This window comes from Plantactinospora sp. CA-294935 (assembly GCF_050936445.1).
GTDB lineage: Bacteria > Actinomycetota > Actinomycetes > Mycobacteriales > Micromonosporaceae > Plantactinospora.
In genome coordinates this window covers 8,952,397-8,978,234 of record NZ_JBNJMU010000001.1, presented here as the reverse complement: position 1 = coordinate 8,978,234, position 25,838 = coordinate 8,952,397, and the positions used below count along the sequence as shown (strand labels likewise).

Here is a 25,838-nt window from a genome sequence, read left to right as displayed (position 1 = left end):
GGTCTCCCGACGGAGGCTGACGACGGTCGTGGGGTTGGGCGCTGGTGGCCGTCGCGGGCGGGCGTGACGGTCGCGGTGGGGATCGGCGGCGGTCAGTGGTCAGCCGCCGTGCCCCGACCGGTGCCGGGGCGGCTGGCCGGGGAGCGGGCGGGGTCGATTCCGCTGGTGGACGCCGTGCAGGCGTTCTCCGCGACGACCCGGAATGCCTCGCTGAGCAGCCGGGCCAGGCTCTGCGCCAGCACCGCCGTCTCGTGCTCGGGCTGCTGCGCCGAGGCGGCCGGGAGAACGGTCCGGCGTAGCTGCGCCAATCGGGTGCCGGCGGCCGGCACCAGTTCGTCGGTGACCGGGCGGAGCCGGTCCAGCACCTCGCCGAGCAGCCGCAGCGCGGCCAGCACCGGTACGCCGGCCTGGTGCAGGTCGAGTGCGGGTTGTACGGCCCGGGGGCGGGCCGCGCTGACCGAGCCGTCCTCGGCGCGTACCAGCACGCCGTGCCGGGCGAGGCTGTGCAGCAGGGCGGGGTGCTCGGCGGCCAGCCGGTTCAGCGCGGTCGCCAGCGGTTCGGCGGGCGGGGGCGCCGGGTGGCGTACCCCGAGCATCGCCTCGATGGCGACCAGGTTGAAGCCCTGCCGTTGCAGCGACTTGATGCTCTCCAGCCGGCGTACGTGGCCGGCGCTGTAGTAGGCGGTCCGGCCGTACCGGGCGGGTGGCGCGAGCAGGCCGCGGGCCTGGTGCGCCCGGATGTTGCGCGGTGACATCCCGACCAGGCGGGCAAGGGCGTCGATGGTGTACCGCAGGGTCGCCGGTGCCGGGCCGGCGCGGTCGCCGAGCTGGGGCACAGTAACCGTCACGGCCTCTCCTCACGTCCTGGGGCGATTCGAACCTACCGATGCGACCCGGCGCGGGGTATTGGTGAAATTACTACCGTCGTTCGGTGAAGTCGCTGGATGCGGGAGATCGTCTGTCGCGGTCAGCCGGGCAGCGGGTCGCCGGAGAAGGTGTCCCGGGGCGGGGACGGAGCACCCGTCACACGGCGCTCGACACCGCCCATCCCGGCGCGGTCGGGCTCACGGCACCAGCCCGAGTACGACCGCTGCCACCCAGAGCACGGTCAGGGCGGCCAGGCCGAGTCCCGCGTGGTTGCCGAACCGGGCGAGCAGGTAGCCGACCGGTCGGCGGGTGGTGACCCGGCTGACCACCGGACCGGCGGGCCCGGCAAGTACGTCGACGCGGCGGAGCAGCAGGTGACCGTCGCGGCTGGCCCGGCCCCTGATCCGGACCACGTCTCCGGGGCGCAGTTCGGCGCCGGACAGCTCCCCGGGCAGTACCCCGGCCAGGGTCTCGTGGCCGAGGGTCCGGATCCGGAACCGGCGTACGGTCAGCGGGTGGCCACTGGCCGGGAGGCGGATAGTGCGGCGTATTCCGGCCGGTGCCTTCGGCGGCTTCCCGGCCGATCCATGCCGCTTGCCCGGCCGGGGTGGGGTGGCGGCGGGCGGCCGCCCGGTGAACCGCCCGAGGACGAGTCGGGGGAGCACGATCAGCGCCGCGAGCCCGAGCAGGGTCCGGCCGAGCAGTGTCGCGGTGTCGGCCGCGCCGACCAGGGCGTACCCGGTGGCCAGGATGCCGACCAGGAACGTCACGGCCACCAGCACGGGCGGACCCCAGAACTCGTGGTAGTCGGTGTCGACCGAGACCGCGCCCTCGACGACGCCGACGACGTCGCCGGAGCGCCGCCCCGACCGGTCCGGCCCGGCGGCGCCCGCACCCGGTCCGCCGGCCGCCGGTTGCGAGCCGGGTGGCGGCTGCGGGCCGGGTGGCGGCTGCGGACCGGACGGCGGTCGCGCGCCGGTCCGGCTGGGGCCCGACCCCGACGAAGGCGGGCCGGCCTCGGTCAGCCGCCGCCGATCCCGGGCCGAGCCGATACCCGCCGAGCCGGCGAGCCCGGAGTCGGGCTCGGAAATCCGGCTCCGGGCCGGCGTGGGCGGGAACAGGTAGGGGTCGCCGTCGGGCGGCCGGTCGGGAAAGAGCGGCGCGTCGTTCCCGGTGGCGGGGGATTCGTCGGCTCCGGCCTGCGGCGGGGCTCCGAACCGCTGCCCTGCGGATTCGGCGACGGCGGTGGGGGTGGTGTCCGGCGCGGGGAGGTCGCGGTCGGGACCGGGCGTCGCCGGCTGGCGGGGCCGGGCCCAGGGCGGCGGGGAATCGTCGCTCATTTAACGGCTCCAGGCGGCATGGCCGAGCCACAGGAGAACGGGGAATCGTCGGGCATGTCACGGCTCCAGGCGGCGGGGGAGGCACCGGTTCGTCAGCGCCGCACCGGTCAGCTCGGGAAAGCGTGCGGCGCACCAGGCCACCACGTCGGCCGGCCGGTCGGCGGCGACCAGCGCCACGGTGATCCAGAGCGGCTGGCCCCGGTACAACTGCCGCTTGCCGACGTCGGTGCTGAGCAGCAGCACCACCGGCGCGTCGGGGGTGGCTTCGGCCCGGATCCGGCGGTGCTCGGCCAGGATGTCGACCGCATAGAACGTGTGCGAGCCGTTCGCCGCCACCTGGCGCGGGTCCACGATGCCGACGCTCTTCGAGGCGAGCTGGGCGGCGTACCGGCCGTCGAGCCGGATCAGTGGCTGGTCGCCGAGCCGCAGCTCGTGCAGGCTCGCCAGGGCGGCCGCCTCGGCCCCGGTGGTCGACTCCGCACCGGCCGGTGCGGTGGTCCAGCCCGGTGCCGGCGTCTCCGTCCAGCCCGGTCCGGCCGGCGTCTCCGTCCAGCCTGGTGCCGGTGTTTCTGTCCAGCCGGGTTCGGCCTGGCCGGCTTCGGTGGCCCGCCACCCGGTCGGCTCGGCCGCGTACGGTCCGGGCACCTCGGCTGCCGGCTCCGCACCGCCGTCGCTGCCGTCACCGGCCGCCAGCACCACGGCGGCGGAGACGGCCAGTGCCACCAGCACCATCACGCCGGCCAGTCCGGCGATCCGGGGCAGGGCGCCACCCCGGCCGATCCCCGCTCCGGAGCCGACTCCGGCCAGCAGACCGGCGACGAGTCCGGGATCGGCCTCGACCGCCGGTCCGTTTCCCGACCGGGGCGCGGCACCGACCGCCGGTCCGTTTCCCGACCGGGGCGCGGCCTCGACCACCGCACCGTCCCCGATCGTGGCGCGGCCGACGGCGGTCGCGCCGCCGTCGATCGCCGCGCCGCCGTCGATCGCCGCGTCGTCCTCGTTCGCCGCACCGCCCTCGATCCTTGGTGGCACCGCAGGCCGCTGGTCGGCCAGGTCGCCTACCAGGCTGCGCAGGTCCCAGACCGCCGGCGTACCCGGCGCCGGGCCGTCGTCGTCGCCGGTCACGGCTCGTCCACCACCAGCACGCGACGCTTCGGGTACCCGCCGTCGGTGCTCGGCGCCCCGATCGACCGCCCCGCCGGGATCGCCCGCTCCCGGCCCCAGGCCCGGATCTCCTCGATCTGCTCCGGGTTCGTCCGGCTCAGCGGGTACGTGTTGGCGAAGGTGTCCAGCACGAACTCCGGGCGCAGCGTCTCGGTGCCGCCGTTCAGCAGTACCTCGGCACCCACCTCGTGCAGCGCGGCCTCGATGTCGGAGCCGGCGAAGCCGTCCGAGAGCGCGACGAGCTTGTCGACGAGTTCGGGCGGCGGCTCCTGCCGGACGTACCGGCGGTAGTAGAGGCGGACGATGTCGCCCCGGTCCTCGGCGTCCGGCAGGTCCACGAAGAACAGCTCGTCGAAGCGGCCCTTGCGGAGCAGCTCCGGTGGCAGCGAGCGGATGTCGTTCGAGGTGGCCACGAGGAAGACCCGGGATCGGGATTCCTGGAGCCAGAACAGGAACTGGCCGACCATCCGCCGGCCCACGCCGGTGCTGTCGTTCTGCCCGGCCAGCCCCTTCTCGATCTCGTCGATCCAGAGCACGCAGGGCGCCACCCGGTCGGCCGTGTCGAGCGCCTCCCGGAGCCGGCCCTCGGACTGTCCGACGTACTGGCCGAGGATGGCGGCGAGGTCCATCCGGTACAGCGGCAGCCGCCACTGCGCGGCGACGGCCTTGGCCGACAGCGACTTGCCGCAGCCCGGTACCCCGACCAGCAGCACCCCGCGCGGCGGCCGGAGTTCGGTGCCGCGCAGGTCGGCCACCATGATCTGGTGCCGGCGCCGCAGCCAGCTCCGCAGGCTGGTCAGCCCGCCCACCTGGTGGTCGGCCTCCTTGAGGTGTACGCGTTCCAGCCCGGCCAGGTCACCGAAGTGCTTGTCCTTGAACTCGGCGAGCCGTTCGACGTCCTCCCGGTCCACAGAGCCCTTCGTCACGATCGTCGCCAGCACGTTGACCGCCGTCCCCTCCGGAACCCCGACCAGGAACTCGGCGGCGCGCCGGGCGTCGGATTCGGTCCAGGCGATCGGCACCACCCCGTGGTGGTCGCCGAGGAAGTCGACGATCACCTCGTACATCTCGGTGGCGTCCGGCAGGTCGAGCGTCACGCTCATGCCCAGCCGCTGCAAGCCGCTCCACAGTGGCGTGTCGGTGACCACGATGATGCTGCCGGAGTTGGCGTCGGCGAGCCGGGCCAACTCGGCGACGTGCCGGGCGGCGGCGTTGTCGTCGCCGAGGTCGTCCGGGTCGACGAGCACCACCGTGGCGTTGGCCCGGCTGGTGAACTGGGCGGCGGCGAAGTCCATCGCCCCGACCAGCGAGCGGTCCTCCTGGGCGGAGGAGTTGTTGCGCAGGTCGCGGATGCCGGTGGCCCGGGTGTAGATCCAGAACGGCAGTTGGCTGCGCTTCGGGTTCGCCGCCACGTCCTTGACCAGGCGGATCGCCCTGACCTGCTCGATGGTGCGTACCCCGATCAGGGGTACCCGGGCGGCGATGTAACTGTCGAGGTCCCGACGGGACTCGGCGTAGTTGGACACGCTCGCTCCTTCCGGAACGGGTCAGGGCCACTGGGGCGGGTGCGGAGGTCAGTCGGCGATGATCCGGCGTCGGGTGGTCCGGGTCGGGTCGGCATACCATCCGGTCGGCCCGGGCGGCCCGGCCTCGGCGGGCTGCCCGACCAGCACGGTCAACGGGTTGTCCCGGACGGTGCGCAGCCGGGCCTGGACGATCCGCTCGTCGAGGCCGGCGCGGCGGGCCAGGTCGAGGTCGTCGACGAGCGACTGCTGTGCCGCCCGTACTCCCCGGTCCACCGCCTCGACCAGTTTCCCGGCGAGTTCGGTGGGCAGGCCGGGGTGCCCGGCCAGTGCCCGGATCGGCTGGAGGCTCCACCGGGCGTGTCCGAGTGCCCGGGCCGCCTCGAACTCGTCCCGGGACTGGGTCATCGACCGGGCGAGCGCCTGTGACCAGGACCGGAGTCGGCGGGACAGCGCGTCGCTGATCCGGTTGGTCAGCCGCTCCCAGCCGTCGCCGGGGAAGTCCGCCGGCTCCAGCGCCGGCAGCGTGTCCGGATCGACCTGCTCACCCGCGGCCCAGCGTTCGAGGAACGAGGCCCAGGCCGCGTACTGTCCGCCACCGCCCCACACCGCGTCACTGCCCGCGGGGACGCTGGACGAGGATCTCGCCGGGCGGCAGCGGCTCCCAGCCTGGCAGCCCGTCGGCGATCCGCCGGGTCCGGGCGGTGGCGCGCTGCTCGGGCACGGCTGGCTGGCGGGCCCACGGTACGGCGGGCGCCACCGGCTCGGACCGGGTGCTGGGGGAGGTGGTCATGTCATGCTCCGTTCTGCTCGGCGGCCGCGACGGTGCGCCGCTCGTACGGCGAGACGGTCTGCCCGGCGCTGGCCAGTTCGGCGACCAGCGTCCGGACCTGTGCCTCCGTGCCGTCGGCCGCCTTGAACTGGCTGGTCCAGTCGGTGAGTTCGGCATGCGCGCCGCGCAGTTGGGCGAGTGAGTCCTGCCGGGCCCGTGCGATCAACTCCGCGGCCTCGGATTGCCGGCGCTGCGCGGCCTGGGACTGGCTGTAGAGCACCAGTGCCCAGATGCCGCCGCCGAGCACGGCCGCCAGCAGGCCGAACCCGATGCTGCCGCACACCCCGAAGACCAGCAGTACGGCGCTCAGCACCGCGATCGGCAGCACCAGTGCCCTACCCCAGTTGAACGCGAACCCGTCGATGTACGGCTTGCCGTGCCGGTCCCAGTGGTCCACCAGGGACCGTTCCAGCTCCTCCAACGGCCGGGTGAACGAGCCGGTCCACCTCGGTAGCTGGAACGCCTGCGCGCCGGGGTTGTGCGTCCCCTCGAAGGCCGCCTCCACGTCGGCCGGTACGACCAGCCGGTAGTCGCGGGTGAACTCGGCATGCGCGGTGCCGAACCACTCGTGGCAGGCGGAGACCGCTATCCGCTGGGTCGAGCGGGACACTCCGATCGCGGCCGGGTCGAGCGCGGCGGTGGTCTGGATCGTCAGGTAGTCGAGGGTGCTCTCCAGGGCGGCCGACCCGGCGTCGACGGTCCGGGTGGCCGCTTCGAGGTCGCCGTCGTGCGCGATGACCGCCTGGCTGCGGGCCAGTTCCCGGCGCAGTGGAAGCTCCTCGGTGTCGTACTCGGCGACCAGCCGGTCGAGGATGTCGTCGACCGCATCCTCCAGGCGTTCGTTCGGCACGATCTCCTCGGCCAGCATCGCGGCGTACTTGTCCACCACCGACCGGTGGCTCTCGGCCCGGACCAGCGCGGCGTCCATCTGCGGCCACTGCGGCGACACCTCGGCGAGCCGGGGGAACCGGGCCGCGGCCGGCACCGTGCCGACCAGGCTTTCCAGTTCGTACCGCCACCGGTCGACCTGGGCGCGCTGCATCGACTCGTCGGAGAGCAGTTGCCGGCGGCACCGGTCGAGGAACTCCCGGACGAGTTCGAGGCCGGCCGGGCCGAAGGCGCCGTGCGAGATCGCCTCCAGGATGACCGCGAAGTCCCGGCCCAGCGCCGCCGGGTCCTGCGCGGCCAGGTAGTGCCGCAGCCAGCGCACCGAGCTGGCCCGGCGGCCCTGGCGGCGCAGCACCAGGGCCATGAACAGGGAGGTCCGGTCCGGTGACCGGCGGAACGCCTCCTCGATCGCGCGCCCGCAGAGGTCCTGGTCGTCGCCGGCCCACGCGGCGAGGCCGACCAGGACGGGTGCGAGCCAGTACCTGGGGGTCTGCACCATGAGCTGTTCGCCGACCTCCCGGACGGTCTCCTCGGAGACCAGCCCCACGTCGAAGGCCTGGAGCATCCCGACCGCGGTGCGCCGGACCACCTTGTGGTGGCCGAACTGGTGCTCCAGCTCGCCCTGCAGGGTCCCGACCCGGGTTTCGGCGCGCTGGAGGTTGGCGATCCGTTCGGTCCGCGCGACATGGCGGCGGAACTCGTCGCGCAGCTCCAGCAGCTTGTCGTGCGACTCCTGCTGCTTGTTGCCGATGTCGTAGACCTGCTGGTTGACCAGGCCCAACGTCTGGTCCAGCGCGGCGACCGCGTGCTGCACCTCGTTGACCTGGCGGCGAAGGTGGTGATCTATCTCAGACATGGGCGGTCCAAATCGGTTAGACGGGGGCGGATCCGCCGCCGTCGGAGACGACGGTTCCGTCGGCGAAGACGGGGCGGATCTCGCCGCTGGCGTACACCTCGACGAAGGCGTACGCGTCGTTGCGGGCGAGCATCCGGGCCTGGGCGAACGGCTCGGGCACTCCGTCGGCGGGGGCGAAGTGCTCCACGATGTCGTGCAGCAGGTCGAGTCGGTGGTCGACGTAGGGCGGGCCGAGGTGGCAGCGCGCCATGAAGCCCAGCGGGATGTCCCCGTACTCGGTCTCGTACTGCTCCCGGACCCAGCGGGCCAACTCGGCGCGGGCCGCCGGGTCGATCTCGGTGTCGAGCCGGCTGACGGCCGCGAACAGACCGGAGTGCCGAGGCTTCCTCGCCTTGCGCAACGGTGTGCTCCGGAGGTCGCCGGATCGGCGCAGGCCGGTAGTGGATTGATCATGACGTTTCTCGACGCGTCTGCGGGAAAAGAAGTCCATCGGCATCCCTGGCGCACTCGGGCGGGCTTGCAATGGGTGGCGCCAATCGGTGGCGCGTAATCGGGAGGCAGCTTATCCACGGCCTCAAGTGCGGGCCAGCGTACCGTCTGCTTTTTTTCACACAAAACCATCGTTCCGGCTGTCCGGTCGATGTCGCGGAACGATTCGGCCGGGCGACTCGTTCGTCCGTACGACGGGTTGGCCGAAAGTCTGTTCCGGTCGGCCGACCGGGGCCTTACCGCCGCCGATCGCTGCCGGCCGGGCGGCTCGGTCCGGTTCGGACCGTCGATCATGGAGCGGCAGGTGAGGGGCGCTCCGCCCTGTCGACCAAGGCGATTCTGGCCGTACGTCCGGCCGGTACTGACCGTACCGGTGGTGTCGGCAAGCTCGGCGTACCGGCCGGAAATGGTGATCGCCGGAAAGTGCTCCGGCGCAGGGACGGACATCGGCGCCGATGGCTTGCCCACGCAATAGCCACCTGCAAGACTCGCTCCCGCGCAAACATCAACGGAAGTCCGTCGCAGGGTCGTGGCGTACGCATTCCGTGCGTTAATGCGCCGGTCCCACAGCGCCGGCTTGCATTCCGGGCGCCGGGTGGCGGCGGATTCGGGATGGGGAAGGCTGTCGGTGATGCCGGATCCGACCTCCGCCGGCGAGGAGTGACAACCGATTCGGCACGTCGCTCGACGAATGAACTTTTTCAACCTCCCCTTGCGGTCCGACGGACCGCAAGGCCGGACGCGGTGCGTAAGCGCCGCGCGGTCCAGGTGGAAAGGGTTCAATGGATCGTGTTGTCGACCCGACCTGCGCGACCCCGAACGGTGGGCACGCCGCCCACCCGGGCGTTCGCCCGTCCCGGCCGCTGACCGTCCGCCATGTCCAACCGTGTCCAACCCGGTCCAAGATCCCGGGGAGTTCTGTCCCGCCGGGCGGCAGAGTCGGTGGCGCGCACCCGTCGGCGGCCCCGGAGGGCACCGCCGGCCGGACTGTCCGGCGCGGATTCGCCATCGCCAGCCGCGCGCCCGGCCGGCGGCGGTGGCCGCCCCGGGTGCCGCCCGGACGGCGAGGGGGTGTCCGGGCGGGCCCGGGTCGGCGTGGCCACGCGTCGACCCGGCAGCCGCACCAGGGACGTCATCCACCTCATGATCGCCGGCACCCGACTCTTTGCCGACACCGCCGCGCGGACATCCCGGCGGACGCTCCACCCGGCCGACCCGGCGGACCCGGCCGACCCGGCGGACCCGGCCGACCCGGCGGACCCGGCCGACCCGGCGGACCCGGCCGACCCGGCGGACCCGGCCGACCCGGCGGACCCGGCCGACCCGGCGGACCCGGCCGACCCGGCGGACCCGGCCGACCCGGCGGACCCGGCCGACCCGGCGGACCCGGCCGACCCGGCGGACCCGGCCGACCCGGCGGACCCGGCGGACCCGGCGACCCGGCCGACGCGTCGGACGTGCCGGACGTGCCGGAGCTGCGGGCCGTGCACCGAGCGTGCCGGGCCGGGCGGAGCCCGATCGAGGGGGCGCTTCCGAATGCCGGGGGTCAGCGGCTCGGTGCCCGGCCGACCCGGTCGAGGCGGGCCTTCACCTGCTCCGCGTCCGGATGGTCGAGGTCGTCCAGGATGTCGAGCGCCCGGTGCCAGGTGTCCGAGGCGGCGTCGAGGTCACCGATCGCCGACTGGGTGTCACCGAGCCGGGCCAGCAGGTCCGCCTCCTGATAGCGGTGGCCCAACTCCCGCCAGAGGGCGTACGACTGCTGGTACGACTCGGCCGCCTCCCGGTACCGGCCGAGTTCGTGCTGGGCGTGCCCGAGGCTGTCCCAGCCGTCGGCGGCGCCGAACCGGTCGTCGAGGTCCAGCAGTGTGTCGAGGGCCCGTCGGCAGTAGTCGACGGCCTCCTCGTGCTGCCCGAGCCAGCTCAGGCACCAGCCGATGTTGTTGAGCGCCCGACCCTGTCCGGAGCGGCTTCCCGCGTCGGTGAACAGCGCGAGCGCCTCCCTGCTGTGCCGCAGCGCGTCGGGGTGGCGGTTCTGCCGGACCGCGATCCAGCTCAGGTCGAACTGGATCCGGCCCTGTCCGAGCCGGTCGGCGGCCAGCCGGTAGAGCCGGCGTGCGGTCTCGAAATGCTCGGTGGCCTGGTCGATCCGTCCGAGGTGGACCTGGGACCGGCCGAGACTCCGTCGGGCGTGTGCCTCCTCGGCCGGGTCGTTCAGCCGCTGGGCCGCCGCCACGGCGAGTTCCTGCACCGCGGCCCACCGGTGCCAGTGTCCCCGGCGTTCCAGGGCGTGCGCCATGGTCCGGGTCAGCCGGCACAGGTGTCGGTCGAGCCGGGCGGTGGCGGCCTCCTCCGCGGTCGCCAGCAGTGCCGGCAGTTCGGCGTCGAACCAGGCAAGTGCGGTGCCGTGGTCGGCGATCTGCCCCGGTGTGACGCCGGGCGAGGCGGTCAGCAGCGGGATCGGGTCGCGGTGCGGATCCAACCGGCGATCCGCGGCGTGCGCCGTGTGCAGGTAGTGGTCGAGTACCCGGCGGCTCGCGGCCCGTCGCTCCTGCTCCGGGTCGACCCCGGCGGTCAGCTCGGCCGCGTACGCGACCAGCAGGTCGTGACAGGCGTACCGGCCGGGGCCCTGTTCGGCGACCAGGTTGGCGTCGGTCAGCTCGGCGAGCAGCGGCCGGACCCGGTGCGGCGGCAGGCCGGCGAGGCTGACCGCCGCCGGTGCGCCGACACTGGGTCCGGGGTGCAGGGAGAGCAGCCGGAACAGCCGGGCGGCGGCGGAACTGAGCGCCCGGTACGACCAGGAGAAGACCGCGCGTACGTCGGAGGCCGGATCGGTGCCGGCGAACGCCGCCAGTCCGCCCCGTGCGTCACGGAGTTCCCCGGCCAGCGCGCCGAGCGGAAACTCGGGATGCAGCGCGGCCCGGGCGGCCACGATCGCCAGCCCCAGCGGTAGCCGGGTGCAGGCGGTGACGATGTCGTCGACCGCCTCCGGTTCGGCCGCCACCCGGGCGGCACCGATCCGGGCGGCCAGCAGTTGCCGGGCCTCGGCGGGGGTGAGCAGGTCCAGGGTGATCGGTCGGGCGCCTCCGGTGCTGACCAGGCCGGCGAGCGGGTTGCGGCTGGTCACCAGGATCCGGCAGCCGGGGCCACCGGGCAGCAGCGGGCGTACCTGGTCGGCGTCCCGGGCGTTGTCAAGCACCACCAGCACGTGCCGTTCGGCGAGCAGCCCCCGGTAGAGGGCCGCCTGCGCGTCCAGGCTCGCGGGGATCCGCTGCGGGGGCACCCCGAGGGCGTCGAGCAGCGTACGGACCGCCTCGGCCGGGGCGACCGGCGCTCCGGTCGGGTCGAAGCCGCGCAGGTTGAGATAGAGCTGCCCGTCGGCGAACCGGTCGGCGACCCGGTGCGCCCAGTGCAGGGCCAGCGCGGTCTTGCCGACCCCGGCCGTGCCGGAGACGGCGGTGATCAGTGCTACCGGCGTGGCCGGATCGGCCTCCAGCAGCCGGTCGAGTTCGGCGAGTTGGCTGGCCCGGCCCGCGAAACCGGGCACGGCCGGCGGGAGCTGGCGCGGGGACGGGACGGCCGGGGCGACCGGATCGGCCGGTCCGGCGGAGCGGCGCCGCTCCTCGACCCGGTCCCGGGCGGTGGCCAGGGCGCCCTGCTCGCCAGGGGTGGCGCCGAGCAGCCGGATCAGGATGTCGAACCGGTCGGTGGGCGGCAGCACCCGGCCGGTGAAGTACTCGCCGAGGATGCCCCGGGACCAGCCGGTCTTGGCCGCCAGATCGCGGTAGGTGAGCGGGCTCGCCCCCTCCAGCCGCGCCTCCCGACGCCGGAGTTGACGCAGCAGCGCGGCCAGTTCGGCGACGGTCTCCACCCGGGCCAGCTCCCGGTGCGACAGCCCCGGCGATCGTTCGCCCGACCAGTCGGTCACGCGTCCTCCATGCCTCGCGGACATCGAACTGCGCAGTGAACGTATTTCGACCTCCCTCGCGGTCCGGGGGACCGCAAGGTCGGAGGCGGTGCGGGAGTGCCGTGCGGTTCAGGTTGAGAGGTTCGGTGCGGTGGACCGTCACAATATATCTACCCATGTCACTGACCCGCCGCGTCCGCCCTGCCGGGCACCGGACCGCAGCACCGACTGACGGGTGCGGACGGGCCACCGGACGACCGGCGGTGAACTCCGCCGGCACCCGACGGGACCGGTGTCAGCCCTGACGGCTCTTCCACTGCGGATTGGCGCGGTTGACCACGACCACCCGGCCGCGCCGGCGTACGACCACCGAGCCCGGCTTCTGCTTCAACGCCCGGAGCGAGCTGCGGACCTTCATGACTGCTCCTCCTCCGTCTCCTACCGGCGGCTTCGCCGCGGTTTCCGTCGGGCACAACGCCCGCTCCGGGGTACGGATTCCCCGACGCGGTTCGGCGGAGCGGCCCAGCCGACCGGCCGGAACGTGGTAAATCTCGGGGGTCGAGACCCGGAGCGGGCGCGGACGAGGCGCAGCCGGGTTTCCGCCCGGAAGACCCGCGTGTCGGGTTCGCGCCCCGGGTGGAGATGGCTGACCGGACGGGGGATACCGGTGACCGATCCGCCTTCGTCCCGGTTTTCCGGCCGGACGGCCTGGGCTCAGGACATCGCCGCGCCGCTGCGCCGGTTCGCGCGTACCGAGTCGGCCAGCGCCGGGGTACTGGTGGCGGCCATCGCCGCGGCGCTGGTCTGGGCGAACATCGACACCTCGTCGTACGAGGCGGTGTGGGGCACCGAGCTGTCGATCCGGCTCGACGGCGTCGGCGTCGCCTACGACCTGCGTACCTGGGTGAACAGCGGCCTGATGACGCTGTTCTTCCTGGTGGTGGGTCTGGAGGCGCGCCGCGAGTTCGACCTCGGTGACCTGCGGGACCGGCGGCGGTTCGTGCTCCCGCTCGCGGCGGGCGTGCTCGGGATGGCGGTCCCGGTCGGGATCTACCTACTGGTCAACCAGGGCGGTCCCGGGGCGCACGGCTGGGGCGTGGCGATGTCCACCGACACCGCGCTCGCGCTCGGCCTGATCTCGCTGCTCGGCCGCGGCGTACCCGACCAGGTGCGGATCTTCCTGCTGACCGTCTTCGTGGTCGACGACCTGGTGGCGCTGGTCGTCATCGCGGTGGTCTACACCGAGCACGTCGACGTGCTGCCGCTGGGTGTGGCGGTCGGGCTCTTCGCGGCACTGCTCGGGCTGCGGGCGCTGGGGGTGCGGCGCGGTCTGGTCTACCTCCCGTTCTGCGTCGCGCTCTGGGGCGCGCTGCTGGCCAGCGGGGTGGAGCCGGTGGTGGCCGGGCTCGCCATCGGCCTCACCGCGACCGCGTACTCGCCGGCCCGGGGTGCCCTGGAGTACGCCAGCGGCCTGTTCAAGCTGTTCCGGGAGCAGCCCACCGCCGAACTGGCCCGCAGCGCCACGATCGGCCTGACCCGCTCCCTGTCGCCCAACGACCGGCTCCAGCGGATGTACCACCCGTGGTCGAGCTATCTCATCGTCCCGCTCTTCGGCCTGGCCAACGCCGGCATCATGCTCGACGCCGAGTTCCTCTCCCGGGCCGTCACCGCCCCGGTGACCCTCGGCGTCTTCTTCGGGTACGTCGTCGGCAAGCCGGTCGCGGTCGCCGGGGTCTCCTGGCTGGTGCAGCGGATCAGCGGGGGACGGATCCGGCCGTCGGTCGGCTGGGCCGGAGTTCTTGCCAGCGGCACCATCTCGGGCATCGGCTTCACCCTGTCGCTGCTGATCGCCACGCTCGCCTTCCGTGGCGACCAACTCGCCGAGGCGAAGATCGGGGTGCTGGCCGCGTCGGTGGTCGCCTCCCTGCTCACCTGGGTCGTCTTCCGGATCACCGCGGCGCTGCCGAAGCCGCGGCGGACCCGCGCGCTGCTCGGCGACGCGGAGCAGCTCCTCGACCTCGCCCCACCGGTCGACCCCCGCCGGGACCATGTCCGGGGTCCGGCGGACGCCTCCGTCACGGTGGTCGAGTACGGCGACTTCCAGTGCCCGTACTGCGGCCAGGCCGAACCCGCGGTACGCGAGCTGCTGGCCGACCTCGACCTGCGCTACGTCTGGCGGCACCTGCCGCTGACCGACGTGCACCCGCAGGCACAGCTCGCGGCGGAGGCGGCGGAGGCGGCCGCCGCCCAGGGCGCCTTCTGGGAGATGCACGACCTGCTGCTCGACCACCAGGACCGGCTGCGCGTCGACGACCTGGTCGGGTACGCCGGTGAACTCGGCCTCGACCAGGAGCAGTTCCAGGCGGACCTGATGACCAACGAGCACGCGGCCCGGGTCGCCAAGGACGTGGACTCGGCCGACGTCAGCGGAGTCTCCGGCACCCCGACCTTCTTCATCAACGACCGCCGGCACTACGGGGCGTACGACATCGAGACGCTGACCCGGGCGGTCAAGGTGGCCCGGGCGCGGGCCCGGATCGAGCCGCGCCGGGACCGGCGGTCGGGCCGGGACTGAGCTCGCGCCGAGTTCTCTTCTTCCGCATTAGACTCATAATCTTTCAGTCAGGTGTCGGAGTATTGCGAGAATGTGTCGGGTCCTGGCAGGCTAAGGCATCGATCCGCATCCCTTCCCCCCGAGGAGCGGCAGCCATGGCGGTACCACGCCGACGATTCCTGATGTCCGCAGCGGCCGGTTCAGCCCTGGCCGCCGTCTCCACCACCGAACTGCTCGTGGCGATGACCGGCCCGGCCGGCGCGGCGAGTCCGCCCGGCGACGTGGTCGGCAAGATCTCGGTCGGCTACCAGGGCTGGTTCGCCTGCCCCGGCGACGGCGCGCCGATCGGCGGCTGGTGGCACTGGAGCCGCGACCGCTTCCAGCCGCCGTCGCCGAGCAACACCACCATCGTCTCCTGGCCGGACATGCGCGAGCTGAGCCGGGGCTACCCGACGGCGTACCCGAACCTCGGCAACGGGGCACCGGCCGAGCTGTTCTCCTCGTACGACCAGCAGACCGTCGACACGCACTTCCGGTGGATGCGGGACCACAACTGCGACACCGCCGCGCTGCAACGGTTCAACCCGATGGGCGACGAGGGGCCGACCCGGGACGCGATGGCGGCCAAGGTCCGGGACGCGGCCGAGCGGTTCGGTCGGAAGTACTACATCATGTACGACGTCACGAGCTGGACGAACTTCCAGACGGAGATCAAGACCGACTGGTCGACGAAGATGTCGGCGCACACCGCCTCAGCGGCGTACGCCCGGCAGAACGGCAAGCCGGTCGTCTGCGTCTGGGGCTTCGGCTTCAACGACCCCGGTCGCCCGTTTCCGCCGGCACCCTGTCTGGACGTGGTCAACTGGTTCAAGGCACAGGGCTGCTACGTGATCGGCGGGGTGCCGACGTACTGGCGGGAGGGGATCAACGACTCCCGGCCCGGGTTCCTCGACGTCTACCACGCGTTCAACATGATCTCGCCGTGGATGGTCGGCCGCACCGGCACCCTCGACGGGCTGGACTGGTTCTACACCAACGTCAACCAGCCGGACCAGGCCGACTGCAACGCCCGGGGGATCGACTACCAGCCGTGCGTGATGCCGGGCGACCTGTCCTCCGGGCACCGCCGGCACGGCGACTTCTACTGGCGGCACCTCTACAACATGATCCGGCTCGGTGCCCAGGGCCTCTACGTCTCGATGTTCGACGAGTTCAACGAGGGCAACCAGATCGCCAAGACCAGCGAGACCCAGGCGACCACCCCGGCCGGAGCCGGCATCCGGGCACTGGACGAGGACGGCACGTTCTGCTCGTCCGACTACTACCTGCGGATCACCGCCGACGGTGGCCGGATGCTCAAGGGCCAGCTCGCGCTGACGCCGGTCCGGCCGACCCCGCCGGTGGCCGGCGGCACCGGCACCCCGCCCACCGCACCGGGCAACCTGACCGTCACCGGGAAGACGGCCAACAGCGTCTCGCTGGCCTGGGCGGCGTCGACCGACGACGGCGGGGTGACCGGCTACCAGGTCCGGCAGGGCTCGACCGTGCTCGGCTCGCCGGCCGGCACGTCGTACCAGGTGACCGGGCTCACCCCCGCGACCAGCTACACCCTCACGGTGGTCGCCCTGGACGGCGCCGGCAACGTCTCCGCGCCGTCGAATCCGGTGACCGTGACCACCGACCCGGCCCCGGCCACCAACCTGGCGCGCGGCCGGCCGACCGCCGAGAGCGGGCACACCCAGAACTACGGCTCGGGCAACGTCGTGGACGGCAACCCGGACAGCTACTGGGAGAGTCCCAACCACGTCTTCCCGCAGTGGGTGCAGGTCGACCTCGGGGCCAGCACGGCGGTCGGGCGGGTGGTGCTGAAGCTGCCGCCCTCGCCCGCCTGGGGCACCCGCACCCAGACCCTGGCGGTACGCGGCAGCGCCGACGGCAGCTCCTTCACCACCCTGTCGGCGTCGGCTGGGCGGCAGTTCAACCCGGCCAGCGGCAACACCGCCACGGTCACCTTCCCGGCCACCCCGACCCGGTACGTCCGACTGGAGTTCACCGGCAACACCGGCTGGCCCGCCGGCCAGCTCTCCGAGCTGGAGGTCTATCCGAGCTAGCGCGCCGGGGTCAGGTCCGGGCCAGCGGCACCTCGACCAGGTGTTCGGCGAGGAACCACGCCTGAAGCTCGCCGGTCCGCAGCACGTTCGACACCAGCAGGTCGTTGCTGCCGTCGTCGCCCAGCTCCGCCACCCGCCGGGCGGCGTCGCGTACCTCGATCAGGATGATCTCGTGTGCCTCCAGCAGCCGGGACAGCATCACCGGCACCTGCTCGGCCCCGTCCGGCGGCCGGGGGATCCGGGTGATCTCGGCGACGTGCCGGGGGTCGCCGACCGCCACCCCGCCGAGCGTCTGCACCCGTTCGGCGAGCATGTCGACGAGCGCCAGTTGCTCGCCGGCGTGCTTGTCGAGCAGCAGGTGGAGCTGGTAGAAGGTGGGCCCGCGCATCAACCAGTGATGCTTCTTGTAGAGCGCGTACAGGATCTGGGTGTCGGCCAGGACCCGGTTGAGCCGCTGGCAGGAGTACATCCGGGCGTCCGAGGAGAGCCCGAGCGGAAACTGCCGTACGGTGCCGAACTCCTGGATCCGCCCGTCGTGCTGGTGCAGCCACGGTTGACTTCCGACGGTTTGCCCCGGACCGCTCATCGCACGCCCCTTCCGACCGGCGACGGTGACAGGAGACAGGCGCCTACCCGGGCGTCGCCCCGGCAAACCCCCGGACCGGCCCAGGTCACGGCCGGACCCGAGGGCGACGGGCCGGTTACCCGTCGGGTGACCGGCGAGCTGGCGCGGCCTAGACTCTCGGATGTGGGCGTCAGCATCATCGACCGGACGGTCGCCGAGTTGGCCCGCCCGCACCCGCTGAGCAACGTCCCGGATGCCCTGTTCCGGCTCTACGCCTGCCGACCCGGTGACGGCGCGGCGGTGCGGGTCGAGGCGGCTCGATGAGGACAGGCGCCGCCGCCGGCCACGAGGGCTACTACCACGAGGCCGTGCCGTACCGCTCCGACGACGAGCTGCTCGCCGTCGTGCTGCCGTTCCTGCTCGGCGGCGTCTCGGCCGGGGAGCCGACGGTGGTCTCCCTCGGCGAGCGGACGGGGGCGCTGGTCCGGGCGGCGCTGCCGGCCGGCTCGGGCGTCACCTTCCTGCCCGGAGGCGACCTCTATGCCCGTCCGGCCGTCGCGATCCGCTCCTACCAGCGGATGTTGGCCGGATACGTCGCCGAGGGCGCCCGGCAGATCCGGATCATCGGGGAGGTGCCGCCGGCCGCGCTCGGCGCGACCTGGGACTGGTGGGCCCGCTACGAATCGGCGATCAACTATGCGTACGACAGCTTCCCGCTCTGGAGCATGTGCGCGTACGACACCCGGATCACTCCGGCGCCGGTGCTCGCGGACGTGCTGCGTACGCACCCCCGGGTGGTCACGCCGGACGGCCGCCGGCCGAGTGAGACGTACACCGAGCCGAAGGCGTACCTGACGGAGGAGCGGTCGCCGCTGCCCGATCCGCTCCAGCGGACGCCGCCGCTCGTCGAACTCGTCGATCCGTCCCCGAACCGGGCCCGGCAGGCGGTCTACGAGGCCGACTCCGGGCTGCTCCGCACCGACGAGGTCGAGGACCTGGTCGTCGCCGTCAGCGAGACGGTGACCAACGCGCTCCGGCACGGCCGTCCGCCGGTCCGGTTCCGGCTCTGGGCCGGCGTGGACCGCATCGTCGTCGCGGTCAGCGACGGGGGTGGCGGCCCGGAGGATCCCTTCGCCGGGCTGCTGCCGGTGGCCGACGGCGGCGCGGGCGGGCTCGGCCTGTGGATCACCTACCAGTCCTGCAACCACGTGGTGCTCAACCGGAGCCAGGGTGCCTTCACCCTCCGGCTCACCGCCGGAAATCCGCACTTCACCGACTGACGCCCGGCTCGGGCTCGGATAGAGTGGCACCGTCAATCGCCGACCGACGATGAAGGTGAGGCTGGTGGCCGAGTTGCTGGACCGGTCGGTCGCGGTCGAGTACGCGTCCTGGTTCCGGGCGCTGGCCGACCCGAGCCGGGTGCAGATCGTGGCGTACCTGGCCCGGCAGGACCGGCCGATGAGCGTCGGCGAACTCGTCGCCGCGGTGGGACTGGCACAGTCCACGGTGTCCCAGCACCTGAAGATCCTCGCCGAGGTGCGGTTCGTCCTGGTCGAACAGGTCGGCACCGCCCGGCACTACCGGATAAACCAGACCTGCGTCGACTGCTTCCCGTCCGCCGCCGATGTGGTGATGGGCAGGCCCGCCCCGACGGCGATCGGAGGATGCTGATGCGGATCCGGGCGATGGAGCCGGGCGACGCCACCGCGGTGCTGGCGATCTACCAGGCCGGGCTGGACACCGGGCAGGCCAGCTTCGAGACCGTGGCGCCGAGCTGGCCGGCCTTCGACGCCGGCCGGATCGCCGCGCACCGGCTGGTCGCGGTGGACGACGGTACGGTGCTCGGCTGGGTGGCGGTCAGCGCGGTCTCCGCCCGGGCCGTCTACGCCGGAGTGGTCGAACATTCCATCTACGTCCAACCCGCCGCCCAGGGCAGGGGCGTGGCGCGGGCCCTGCTGGACACGCTGATCGCCTCGACCGAGGCCGCCGGGATCTGGACGATCCAGTCCGGGGTGTTCCCGGAGAACGCGGCCAGCCTCACCCTGCACGAGCGGGCCGGCTTCCGGGTGGTCGGCGTACGGGAGCGGGTCGGGCGGCACCACGGCAAGTGGCGTGACGTGGTGTTGCTGGAGCGGCGCAGTCCCACGGTCGGCTGATCCCGCGAGGTGGCCGGCACCGACCTGCCGCGCACCGGTCGGCGGAGCAGGCTCCGTGCCGGTCGCCGGAGCGGGTTCCCCGGCTGGCGGATCGTCGCGGCGCTGGCCGTCACCCAGACCGTCGGCTACGGCACCCTCTACTACGCCTTCGCCGTCCTGTTGCACCCGATGGCCGCGTCGTTGGACGCCTCCACCACGGTGTTGACCGGCGCCTTCACCAGCGCCCTGCTCGGCTGGGCGGTGCTGGCGGTGCCGGTCGGCCGGTGGCTGGACCGGTACGGCGGGCGGGGCCTGATGACCGTCGGATCGCTGCTGGCCACCGGCCTGCTCGTCGCCTGGTCCCAGGTACGTACCGTCGCCCAGCTCTACCTGGTGCTGATCGGCCTCGGCCTGACCATGGCGATGGTGCTGTACGAGGCGGCCACCGCCGTCATCATCTCCTGGTTCGACCCGGCTCGCCGATCCCGGGCACTGCTCGGGATGATTCTGGTGGCCGGCTTCGCCAGCACCATCTTCCTGCCGCTGACCGGCCAGTTGGTCGCCCGGTACGACTGGCGGACCGCGCTGCTCGTGCTCGCCGGCGGCTACGGTCTGGTCGCCGTACCGCTGCACGCGCTCGTGTTGCGCCGGCCGTCCCGGTCGGCGGCGACCTCTGCGGAGTCCGGCGCCTCGGCGCTGGCCGCCTCCGCCGGAGACCCCACCCCGCGCGATGATCCGGCGGTGCGGGCGGCGGTGGTCCGGGCGGCGCTACGGGACGGCCGGTTCTGGTGTCTCGCGGTCGCGTTCGTCGCGCACAGCGGGGCGATGAGCACCATGACGGTGCACCTGGTGGGCTTCCTCGTCGAACGCGGCCATCCCGCCACCTTCGCGGCTACCGTGGCCGGACTGCTCGGCGTCATGTCGGTGACCGGCCGGCTGCTGCTGGCCGCCGCCCAGCGTGGAGTCCGGCTGACCACGTTGGTGGCGGCGGTCTTCGGCATCCAGGCCGCCGCCGCGTTCTGCCTGCCGCTGGCCGCCGCCACCCGGGTCGGCGCCGCCCTCGCGGTCACCGCGTTCGGGCTCGGCTTCGGCGTGGCCAGCCTCGCCGCCCCGGCGCTGCTCGCCGACCGGTACGGCACCGTCGCGTACGGCAGCGTCGCCGGCCTGCTCGCCACCCCGGTCACCCTGGTCAGGGCGGTGGCGCCGCTCGGCGCGGCGGGGCTGCTCCAGGTCGTCGGGGGGTTACCCGCCGATGCTCGCCACGGTCGGCGCCGTCTGCTGTGTCGCCGCCGCCGGAATTCTGGCCCGGGCCGGTACGCCGGCACCGCTGTCCCGAGTGGAACACCCCCTGTCGGAACGCCTCTCCGCAGGCGATACTGGAAATTGATCAACTGGTGAACCTCTTCAACCTCCCCTTACGGTGCGACGGACCGCAGGGTCGGAGGCGGCGCGTGAGCGCCGCGCGTTCAGGTTGAAGAGGTTCGGCGTCCAGGTCGCGGAGGCCGTCGCGGCGATATTGCATACGGTATCCAAGCCGACGTATGGTGGAGGTCCAGTCGGCACGAGTGGAGGTGGGATCGCCGTGGCCAGTCCGGACCCCTCGGTGACGGATCGGGTGCGCGCGCTGGTCGCCGCGCATCGCGGTGACCGCGGTGCGCTGTTGCCGATCCTGCACCGGATCCAGGCCGAGTTCGGCTACGTCGACTCCGACGTCGTGCCGGTGCTGGCCAGCGAGTTGAACATCTCCCGCGCCGACGTGCACGGCGTGGTCACCTTCTACACCGACTTCCGGGCCGAGCCGGCCGGGCGGACGGTGGTCAAGCTCTGCCGGGCCGAGGCCTGCCAGTCGGTCGGCGCCGAACAGCTCGTGGCGTACGCGGAGCGGACCCTGGGCGTCAAGGTCGGGCAGACCACATCGGACGGTTCGGTCACCCTGGAGCAGGTGTTCTGCCTGGGCAACTGCGCGCTCGGCCCGGCCGGTCAGATCGACGAACGGGTGCACGGGCGGCTCACCCCCGCCCGGCTGGACGCCCTGGTGACGAAGGCGGTGGACGCATGACGGCCCCGGTTACGGTCTACGTACCCCGCGACGCGGCCGCGCTCTCGGTCGGCGCCGACCTGGTCGCCGCCGAGATCGAGCGGGTCGCGGCCCAGGCGGGCCGGTCGGTCCGGGTGGTCCGGAACGGCTCGCACGGCATGCTCTGGCTGGAACCGCTGGTCGAGGTGGTCACCGAGCGCGGCCGGATCGGGTACGGCCCGGTCGAGCCGGAGGCGGTCGCCGACCTGGTCGCGGCCGGGCTGCTCGACGGCGCCGACCACGAGCTGTGCCAGGGGGTCGTCGCGGAACTGCCCTGGCTGCGCGACCAGACCCGGCTCTGCTTCGCCCGGGTCGGAGTCACCGACCCGCTCTCCCCGTCCGACTATCTCGCGCACGGCGGCCTGGCCGGGCTGCGCCGCGCCCTGGAACTGACCCCGGCCGAGGTGGTCGCCCAGGTCACCGAGTCCGGGCTGCGCGGCCGGGGCGGTGCCGGCTTCCCGGCCGGGATCAAGTGGAAGACCGTGCTGGACACTCCCGGCGAACTGAAGTTCGTCTGCTGCAACGCCGACGAGGGCGACAGCGGCACCTTCGCCGACCGGATGCTGATGGAGGGCGACCCGTTCACCCTGATCGAGGGGATGACCATCGCCGCGCACGCGGTCGGCGCCACCGAGGGCTACGTCTACATCCGTTCGGAATATCCGGACGCGGTGCGGACGATGCGCCAGGCCATCGCGGTGGCCCGGGAGCAGGGCTGGCTCGGCGGCGACATCCTCGGCTCCGGGCTCCGCTTCGACCTGCACGTGCGGGTGGGCGCGGGTGCGTACATCTGCGGTGAGGAGACCGCGATGCTGGAGAGCCTGGAGGGCAAGCGCGGCATGGTCCGGGCCAAGCCGCCGATCCCGGCGATCACCGGCCTGTTCGGCAAGCCGACCGTGGTGAACAACGTGCTGACCCTGGCCTCGGTGCCGACCATCCTGGCCGAGGGGGCGGCGGCCTACCAGGCGCTCGGGGTGGAGCGGTCCCGGGGCACCCAGGTCTTCCAGCTGGCCGGCAACGTGGCCCGGGGCGGCATCTTCGAGACCGCGTTCGGCATGACACTGGGCGAGCTGATCCACACCTACGGCGGCGGTACCCGCACCGGGCGGCCGGTCCGCGCCGTCCAGGTCGGCGGCCCGCTCGGGGCGTACCTGCCGGCGACCGGCCTGGACCTGCCGATGGAGTACGAAGCCTTCGCCTCGGCTGGCGCGATGCTTGGCCACGGTGGCATCGTGGTCTTCGACGACACCGTCGACATGGCGGCGATGGCGAGATTCGCGATGGAGTTCTGCGCCGAGGAGTCCTGCGGCAAGTGCACCCCCTGCCGGGTGGGCGCGGTCCGGGGCGTCGAGGTGATCGACAAGATCACCGCCGGCCAGGACCCGGACGGCAACCTGGCCCTGCTGGGTGATCTCTGCGAGCTGATGACCGAGGGGTCGCTGTGCGCGATGGGCGGCCTGACACCGATGCCGGTACGCAGCGCACTGCTGCACTTCCCGGACGACTTCACCGCGAGGGGTGAGAAGTCCGCCGGCCGATACGAGGAGGCCAAATCGTCATGAGCGAGCGTTGCGAGCGAATCAGGCGGCTCAGTGCCGATGTGCCTCATGACGGCACGAAGCGGAGCGGAGTGGCGTCATGAGCGAGCGTTGCGAGCGAATCAGGCGGCTCAGTGCCGATGTGCCTCATGACGGCACGAAGCGGAGCGGAGTGGCGTCATGAGCCTGTTGAAGGAACCCGATCTCGGCACTCCGGCCAAGCCCGGCCCGGCGACCGTCACCGTCGAGGTGGACGGCCACCCCGTCGCGGTGCCCGAGGGCACCTCGGTGATGCGGGCGGCGGCGCTGAGCGGGATCGACATCCCGAAGCTCTGCGCCACCGACAGCCTGGAGGCGTTCGGCTCCTGCCGGCTCTGCCTGGTCGAGATCGACGGCCGGCGCGGCACCCCGGCGTCCTGCACCACCCCGGTCGCCGAGGGCATGAAGGTGACCACCCAGTCGCCGAAGCTGGAGAAGCTCCGCCAGGGCGTGATGGAGCTGTACATCTCCGACCATCCGCTGGACTGCCTCACCTGCTCCGCCAACGGTGACTGCGAGTTGCAGGACATGTCCGGTGTGGTCGGGCTGCGCCAGGTCCGGTACGGCTACGACGGCGCCAACCACCTCGACGAGAAGACCGACTCCAGCAACCCGTACTTCGACTTCGAGGCGTCCAAGTGCATCGCCTGCTCCCGCTGTGTCCGGGCCTGCGGCGAGGTGCAGGGGACGTTCGCGCTGACCATCGAGGGGCGCGGCTTCGGCTCCAAGGTGTCGGCCGGCGGCACCGACTTCATGAGTTCCGAGTGCGTCTCCTGCGGCGCCTGCGTGCAGGCCTGCCCGACGGCCACCCTCCAGGAGAAGTCGGTGGTGCAGCTCGGCATGCCGACCCGCAGCGTGGTCACCACCTGCGCGTACTGCGGCGTGGGCTGCTCGTTCAAGGCCGAGCTGCGCGGCGCCGAGCTGGTCCGGATGGTGCCGTACAAGGACGGCGGGGCGAACGAGGGGCACTCCTGCGTCAAGGGCCGGTTCGCGTTCGGCTACGCCACCCACCCGGACCGGGTGCTCACCCCGATGCTCCGGGAGAGCATCACCGACGAGTGGCGGCCGGTCGACTGGGAGACCGCGATCTCCTACACGGCGGCCAAGCTCAAGGACATCCAGGCCCGGCACGGTGTCGGGGCGATCGGCGGCATCACCTCCTCGCGTACCACCAACGAGGAGGTCTACGTGGTGCAGAAGATGATCCGGGCGGCGTTCGGCAACAACAACGTGGACACCTGCGCCCGGGTCTGCCACTCGCCGACCGGGTACGGCCTGAAGCAGACCTTCGGCACCTCCGCCGGTACCCAGGACTTCCGCTCGGTGGCCAAGTCCGACGTGATCATGGTGATCGGGGCGAACCCGACCGACGGGCACCCGGTCTTCGCCTCCCGGATGAAGCGCCGGCTGCGCGAGGGCGCCAAACTGATCGTGGTCGACCCGCGCCGGATCGACCTGGTCCGCTCGCCGCACATCGAGGCGGCCCACCACCTCCAGCTCGCCCCCGGCACCAACGTGGCGGTGGTGAACGCGATGGCGCACGTGGTGCTGACCGAGGGGCTGGTCGACCGGAGCTTCGTCGACGAGCGCTGCGAGGACTTCGACGGCTGGGCCGAGTTCATCGCCCGGCCGGAGAACAGCCCGGAGGCGGTCGAGGAACTCACCGGCGTACCGGCCGAGGAGTTGCGCGCCGCGGCCCGGCTCTTCGCCACCGGCGGCAACGGCGCGATCTACTACGGCCTCGGGGTCACCGAGCACAGCCAGGGCTCGACCATGGTGATGGGGATGGCCAACCTGGCGATGGCGACCGGCAACATTGGCCGGGAGGGCGTCGGGGTCAACCCGCTGCGCGGGCAGAACAACGTGCAGGGCTCCTGCGACATGGGGTCTTTCCCGCACGAACTGCCCGGCTACCGGCACATCTCCGACGACGTGGTCCGCGGCGTCTTCGAGAACATGTGGGGCAGTGCCCTGCTGCCCGAGCCGGGGCTGCGGATCCCGAACATGTTCGACGCGGCGATCGAGGGCAGCTTCCGGGCGCTCTTCGTGCAGGGCGAGGACATCGCGCAGTCCGACCCGAACACCAAGCACGTCACCGCCGCGCTGGAGGCGCTGGAGCTGCTCGTGGTGCAGGATCTGTTCCTCAACGAGACGGCGAAGTTCGCGCACGTCTTCCTGCCCGGCACCTCGTTCCTGGAGAAGGACGGCACGTTCACCAACGCCGAGCGCCGGATCAACCGGGTACGCCCGGTGATGGCGCCGAAGACCGGCAAGCACGAGTGGGAGATCGTCGCCGAGATCGCCCAGGCGATGGGCTACCCGATGCGGTACGACCACCCGAGCCAGATCATGGACGAGATCGCGGCGCTCACCCCGACCTTCGCCGGGGTCTCCTTCGACAAGCTCGACAAGCTGGGCAGCGTGCAGTGGCCCTGCAACGACAACGCGCCCGAGGGCACGCCGATCATGCACATGGACGGCTTCGTCCGGGGCAAGGGCCGGTTCGTGCAGACGCCGTTCGTGCCGACCCGGGAACGGAGCACCCGCAAGTTCCCGCTGATCCTGACCACCGGGCGGATCCTCAGCCAGTACAACGTGGGCGCGCAGACCCGGCGGACCGGGAACGTCGCGTGGCACCCGGAGGACGTACTCGAAATCCATCCGCACGACGCGGAGGTCCGGGGCATCAACGACGGCGACGAGGTCACCCTGGCCAGCCGGGTCGGCGCCACCTCGCTGCGGGCGGTCTTCTCCGACCGGATGCCGGTCGGGGTGGTCTACACGACCTTCCACCACCCGGTCACCGGGGCGAACGTGGTCACCACGGAGAACTCCGACTGGGCGACCAACTGTCCGGAATACAAGGTCACGGCGGTGCAGGTCGGCCTGAAGAATCCGCCGGCTCCGGTGGACGTCTCCTCCTCGGAGACCCGGCTGCCGGCGATGGCGGACTGAG

21 protein-coding genes are annotated in these 25,838 nt (G+C 72.6%); 10 read left to right on the top strand and 11 right to left on the bottom strand.

Annotated features, from left to right (window positions below):
- Window positions 1-92 precede the first annotated feature (92 nt).
- From ACQEVC_RS39110 to ACQEVC_RS39065, 10 genes are all read right to left on the bottom strand, one after another.
- Window positions 93-848 (bottom strand): MerR family transcriptional regulator, encoded by a 756-nt coding sequence (locus ACQEVC_RS39110; RefSeq protein WP_432888522.1) that lies wholly within the window; start codon window positions 846-848, stop codon window positions 93-95.
- A gap of 216 nt (window positions 849-1,064) precedes the next feature.
- Window positions 1,065-2,207, bottom strand: coding sequence for a hypothetical protein (locus ACQEVC_RS39105; protein ID WP_432888520.1), 1,143 nt, complete (start codon window positions 2,205-2,207; stop codon window positions 1,065-1,067).
- Window positions 2,208-2,264: 57 nt separating this feature from the next.
- Window positions 2,265-3,332 (bottom strand): hypothetical protein, encoded by a 1,068-nt coding sequence (locus ACQEVC_RS39100; RefSeq protein WP_432888518.1) that lies wholly within the window; start codon window positions 3,330-3,332, stop codon window positions 2,265-2,267.
- On the bottom strand, window positions 3,329-4,897 hold the full coding sequence (locus ACQEVC_RS39095) for an AAA family ATPase (protein WP_432888516.1): 1,569 nt from the start codon (window positions 4,895-4,897) through the stop codon (window positions 3,329-3,331). Before ACQEVC_RS39095 ends, ACQEVC_RS39100 begins: the two co-directional genes overlap by 4 nt.
- A 48-nt stretch (window positions 4,898-4,945) precedes the next feature.
- Window positions 4,946-5,503, bottom strand: a complete 558-nt coding sequence (locus ACQEVC_RS39090) for a hypothetical protein (protein WP_432888514.1) — start codon at window positions 5,501-5,503, stop codon at window positions 4,946-4,948.
- Between the two features lie 4 nt (window positions 5,504-5,507).
- On the bottom strand, window positions 5,508-5,687 hold the full coding sequence (locus tag ACQEVC_RS39085) for a hypothetical protein (RefSeq protein WP_432888512.1): 180 nt from the start codon (window positions 5,685-5,687) through the stop codon (window positions 5,508-5,510).
- Window position 5,688: 1 nt separating this feature from the next.
- Entirely contained in the window at window positions 5,689-7,470 is a 1,782-nt protein-coding gene (locus tag ACQEVC_RS39080; protein ID WP_432888510.1) for a hypothetical protein, read from the bottom strand.
- Between the two features lie 16 nt (window positions 7,471-7,486).
- A complete protein-coding gene (locus ACQEVC_RS39075; protein ID WP_432888508.1) occupies window positions 7,487-7,870 on the bottom strand; it encodes a hypothetical protein in 384 nt (127 codons plus the stop codon).
- A gap of 1,635 nt (window positions 7,871-9,505) precedes the next feature.
- Window positions 9,506-11,884, bottom strand: a complete 2,379-nt coding sequence (locus ACQEVC_RS39070) for an ATP-binding protein (RefSeq protein ID WP_432888506.1) — start codon at window positions 11,882-11,884, stop codon at window positions 9,506-9,508.
- A 274-nt stretch (window positions 11,885-12,158) separates the two neighbouring features.
- The gene (locus ACQEVC_RS39065; RefSeq protein WP_030490864.1) at window positions 12,159-12,281 is read right to left on the bottom strand and encodes a 50S ribosomal protein L36; all 123 of its coding nucleotides are present in this window, start codon (window positions 12,279-12,281) and stop codon (window positions 12,159-12,161) included.
- Window positions 12,282-12,530: 249 nt separating this feature from the next.
- Here ACQEVC_RS39065 and nhaA point away from each other — a divergent pair, with 249 nt between their 5' ends.
- Both nhaA and ACQEVC_RS39055 read left to right on the top strand, forming a co-directional pair.
- Window positions 12,531-14,438, top strand: coding sequence for a Na+/H+ antiporter NhaA (gene nhaA, locus ACQEVC_RS39060; RefSeq protein ID WP_432888502.1), 1,908 nt, complete (start codon window positions 12,531-12,533; stop codon window positions 14,436-14,438).
- 134 nt (window positions 14,439-14,572) lie between these two features.
- Entirely contained in the window at window positions 14,573-16,528 is a 1,956-nt protein-coding gene (locus ACQEVC_RS39055) for a galactose-binding domain-containing protein (protein WP_432888500.1), read from the top strand.
- A 10-nt stretch (window positions 16,529-16,538) separates the two neighbouring features.
- On the opposite strand, the gene ACQEVC_RS39050 is transcribed toward ACQEVC_RS39055, so the two are convergent.
- Window positions 16,539-17,114 carry a Dps family protein gene (locus tag ACQEVC_RS39050; protein ID WP_432888498.1) on the bottom strand — a complete coding sequence of 192 codons (576 nt, stop codon included), beginning with the start codon at window positions 17,112-17,114 and terminating at the stop codon, window positions 16,539-16,541.
- 162 nt (window positions 17,115-17,276) lie between these two features.
- Here ACQEVC_RS39050 and ACQEVC_RS39045 point away from each other — a divergent pair, with 162 nt between their 5' ends.
- From ACQEVC_RS39045 to fdhF, 8 genes are all read left to right on the top strand, one after another.
- Window positions 17,277-17,417 carry a hypothetical protein gene (locus tag ACQEVC_RS39045; RefSeq protein WP_432888496.1) on the top strand — a complete coding sequence of 47 codons (141 nt, stop codon included), beginning with the start codon at window positions 17,277-17,279 and terminating at the stop codon, window positions 17,415-17,417.
- On the top strand, window positions 17,414-18,373 hold the full coding sequence (locus tag ACQEVC_RS39040) for an anti-sigma factor RsbA family regulatory protein (protein ID WP_432888494.1): 960 nt from the start codon (window positions 17,414-17,416) through the stop codon (window positions 18,371-18,373). The genes ACQEVC_RS39045 and ACQEVC_RS39040 overlap by 4 nt, the downstream gene beginning before the upstream one ends.
- Window positions 18,374-18,422: 49 nt before the next feature.
- Window positions 18,423-18,764, top strand: coding sequence for an ArsR/SmtB family transcription factor (locus ACQEVC_RS39035; protein ID WP_432888492.1), 342 nt, complete (start codon window positions 18,423-18,425; stop codon window positions 18,762-18,764).
- Window positions 18,758-19,249, top strand: coding sequence for an N-acetyltransferase family protein (locus ACQEVC_RS39030; protein WP_432888490.1), 492 nt, complete (start codon window positions 18,758-18,760; stop codon window positions 19,247-19,249). Before ACQEVC_RS39035 ends, ACQEVC_RS39030 begins: the two co-directional genes overlap by 7 nt.
- A 9-nt stretch (window positions 19,250-19,258) precedes the next feature.
- Window positions 19,259-20,626, top strand: a complete 1,368-nt coding sequence (locus ACQEVC_RS39025) for an MFS transporter (protein ID WP_432888488.1) — start codon at window positions 19,259-19,261, stop codon at window positions 20,624-20,626.
- A gap of 184 nt (window positions 20,627-20,810) precedes the next feature.
- Entirely contained in the window at window positions 20,811-21,287 is a 477-nt protein-coding gene (locus tag ACQEVC_RS39020) for a formate dehydrogenase subunit gamma (RefSeq protein ID WP_318399196.1), read from the top strand.
- Complete coding sequence (locus ACQEVC_RS39015) at window positions 21,284-22,867, top strand: formate dehydrogenase beta subunit (RefSeq protein ID WP_432888485.1); 1,584 nt, start codon at window positions 21,284-21,286, stop codon at window positions 22,865-22,867. Before ACQEVC_RS39020 ends, ACQEVC_RS39015 begins: the two co-directional genes overlap by 4 nt.
- Before the next feature lie 156 nt (window positions 22,868-23,023).
- On the top strand, window positions 23,024-25,837 hold the full coding sequence (fdhF, locus tag ACQEVC_RS39010; RefSeq protein ID WP_432888483.1) for a formate dehydrogenase subunit alpha: 2,814 nt from the start codon (window positions 23,024-23,026) through the stop codon (window positions 25,835-25,837).
- Window position 25,838: the final 1 nt, after the last annotated feature.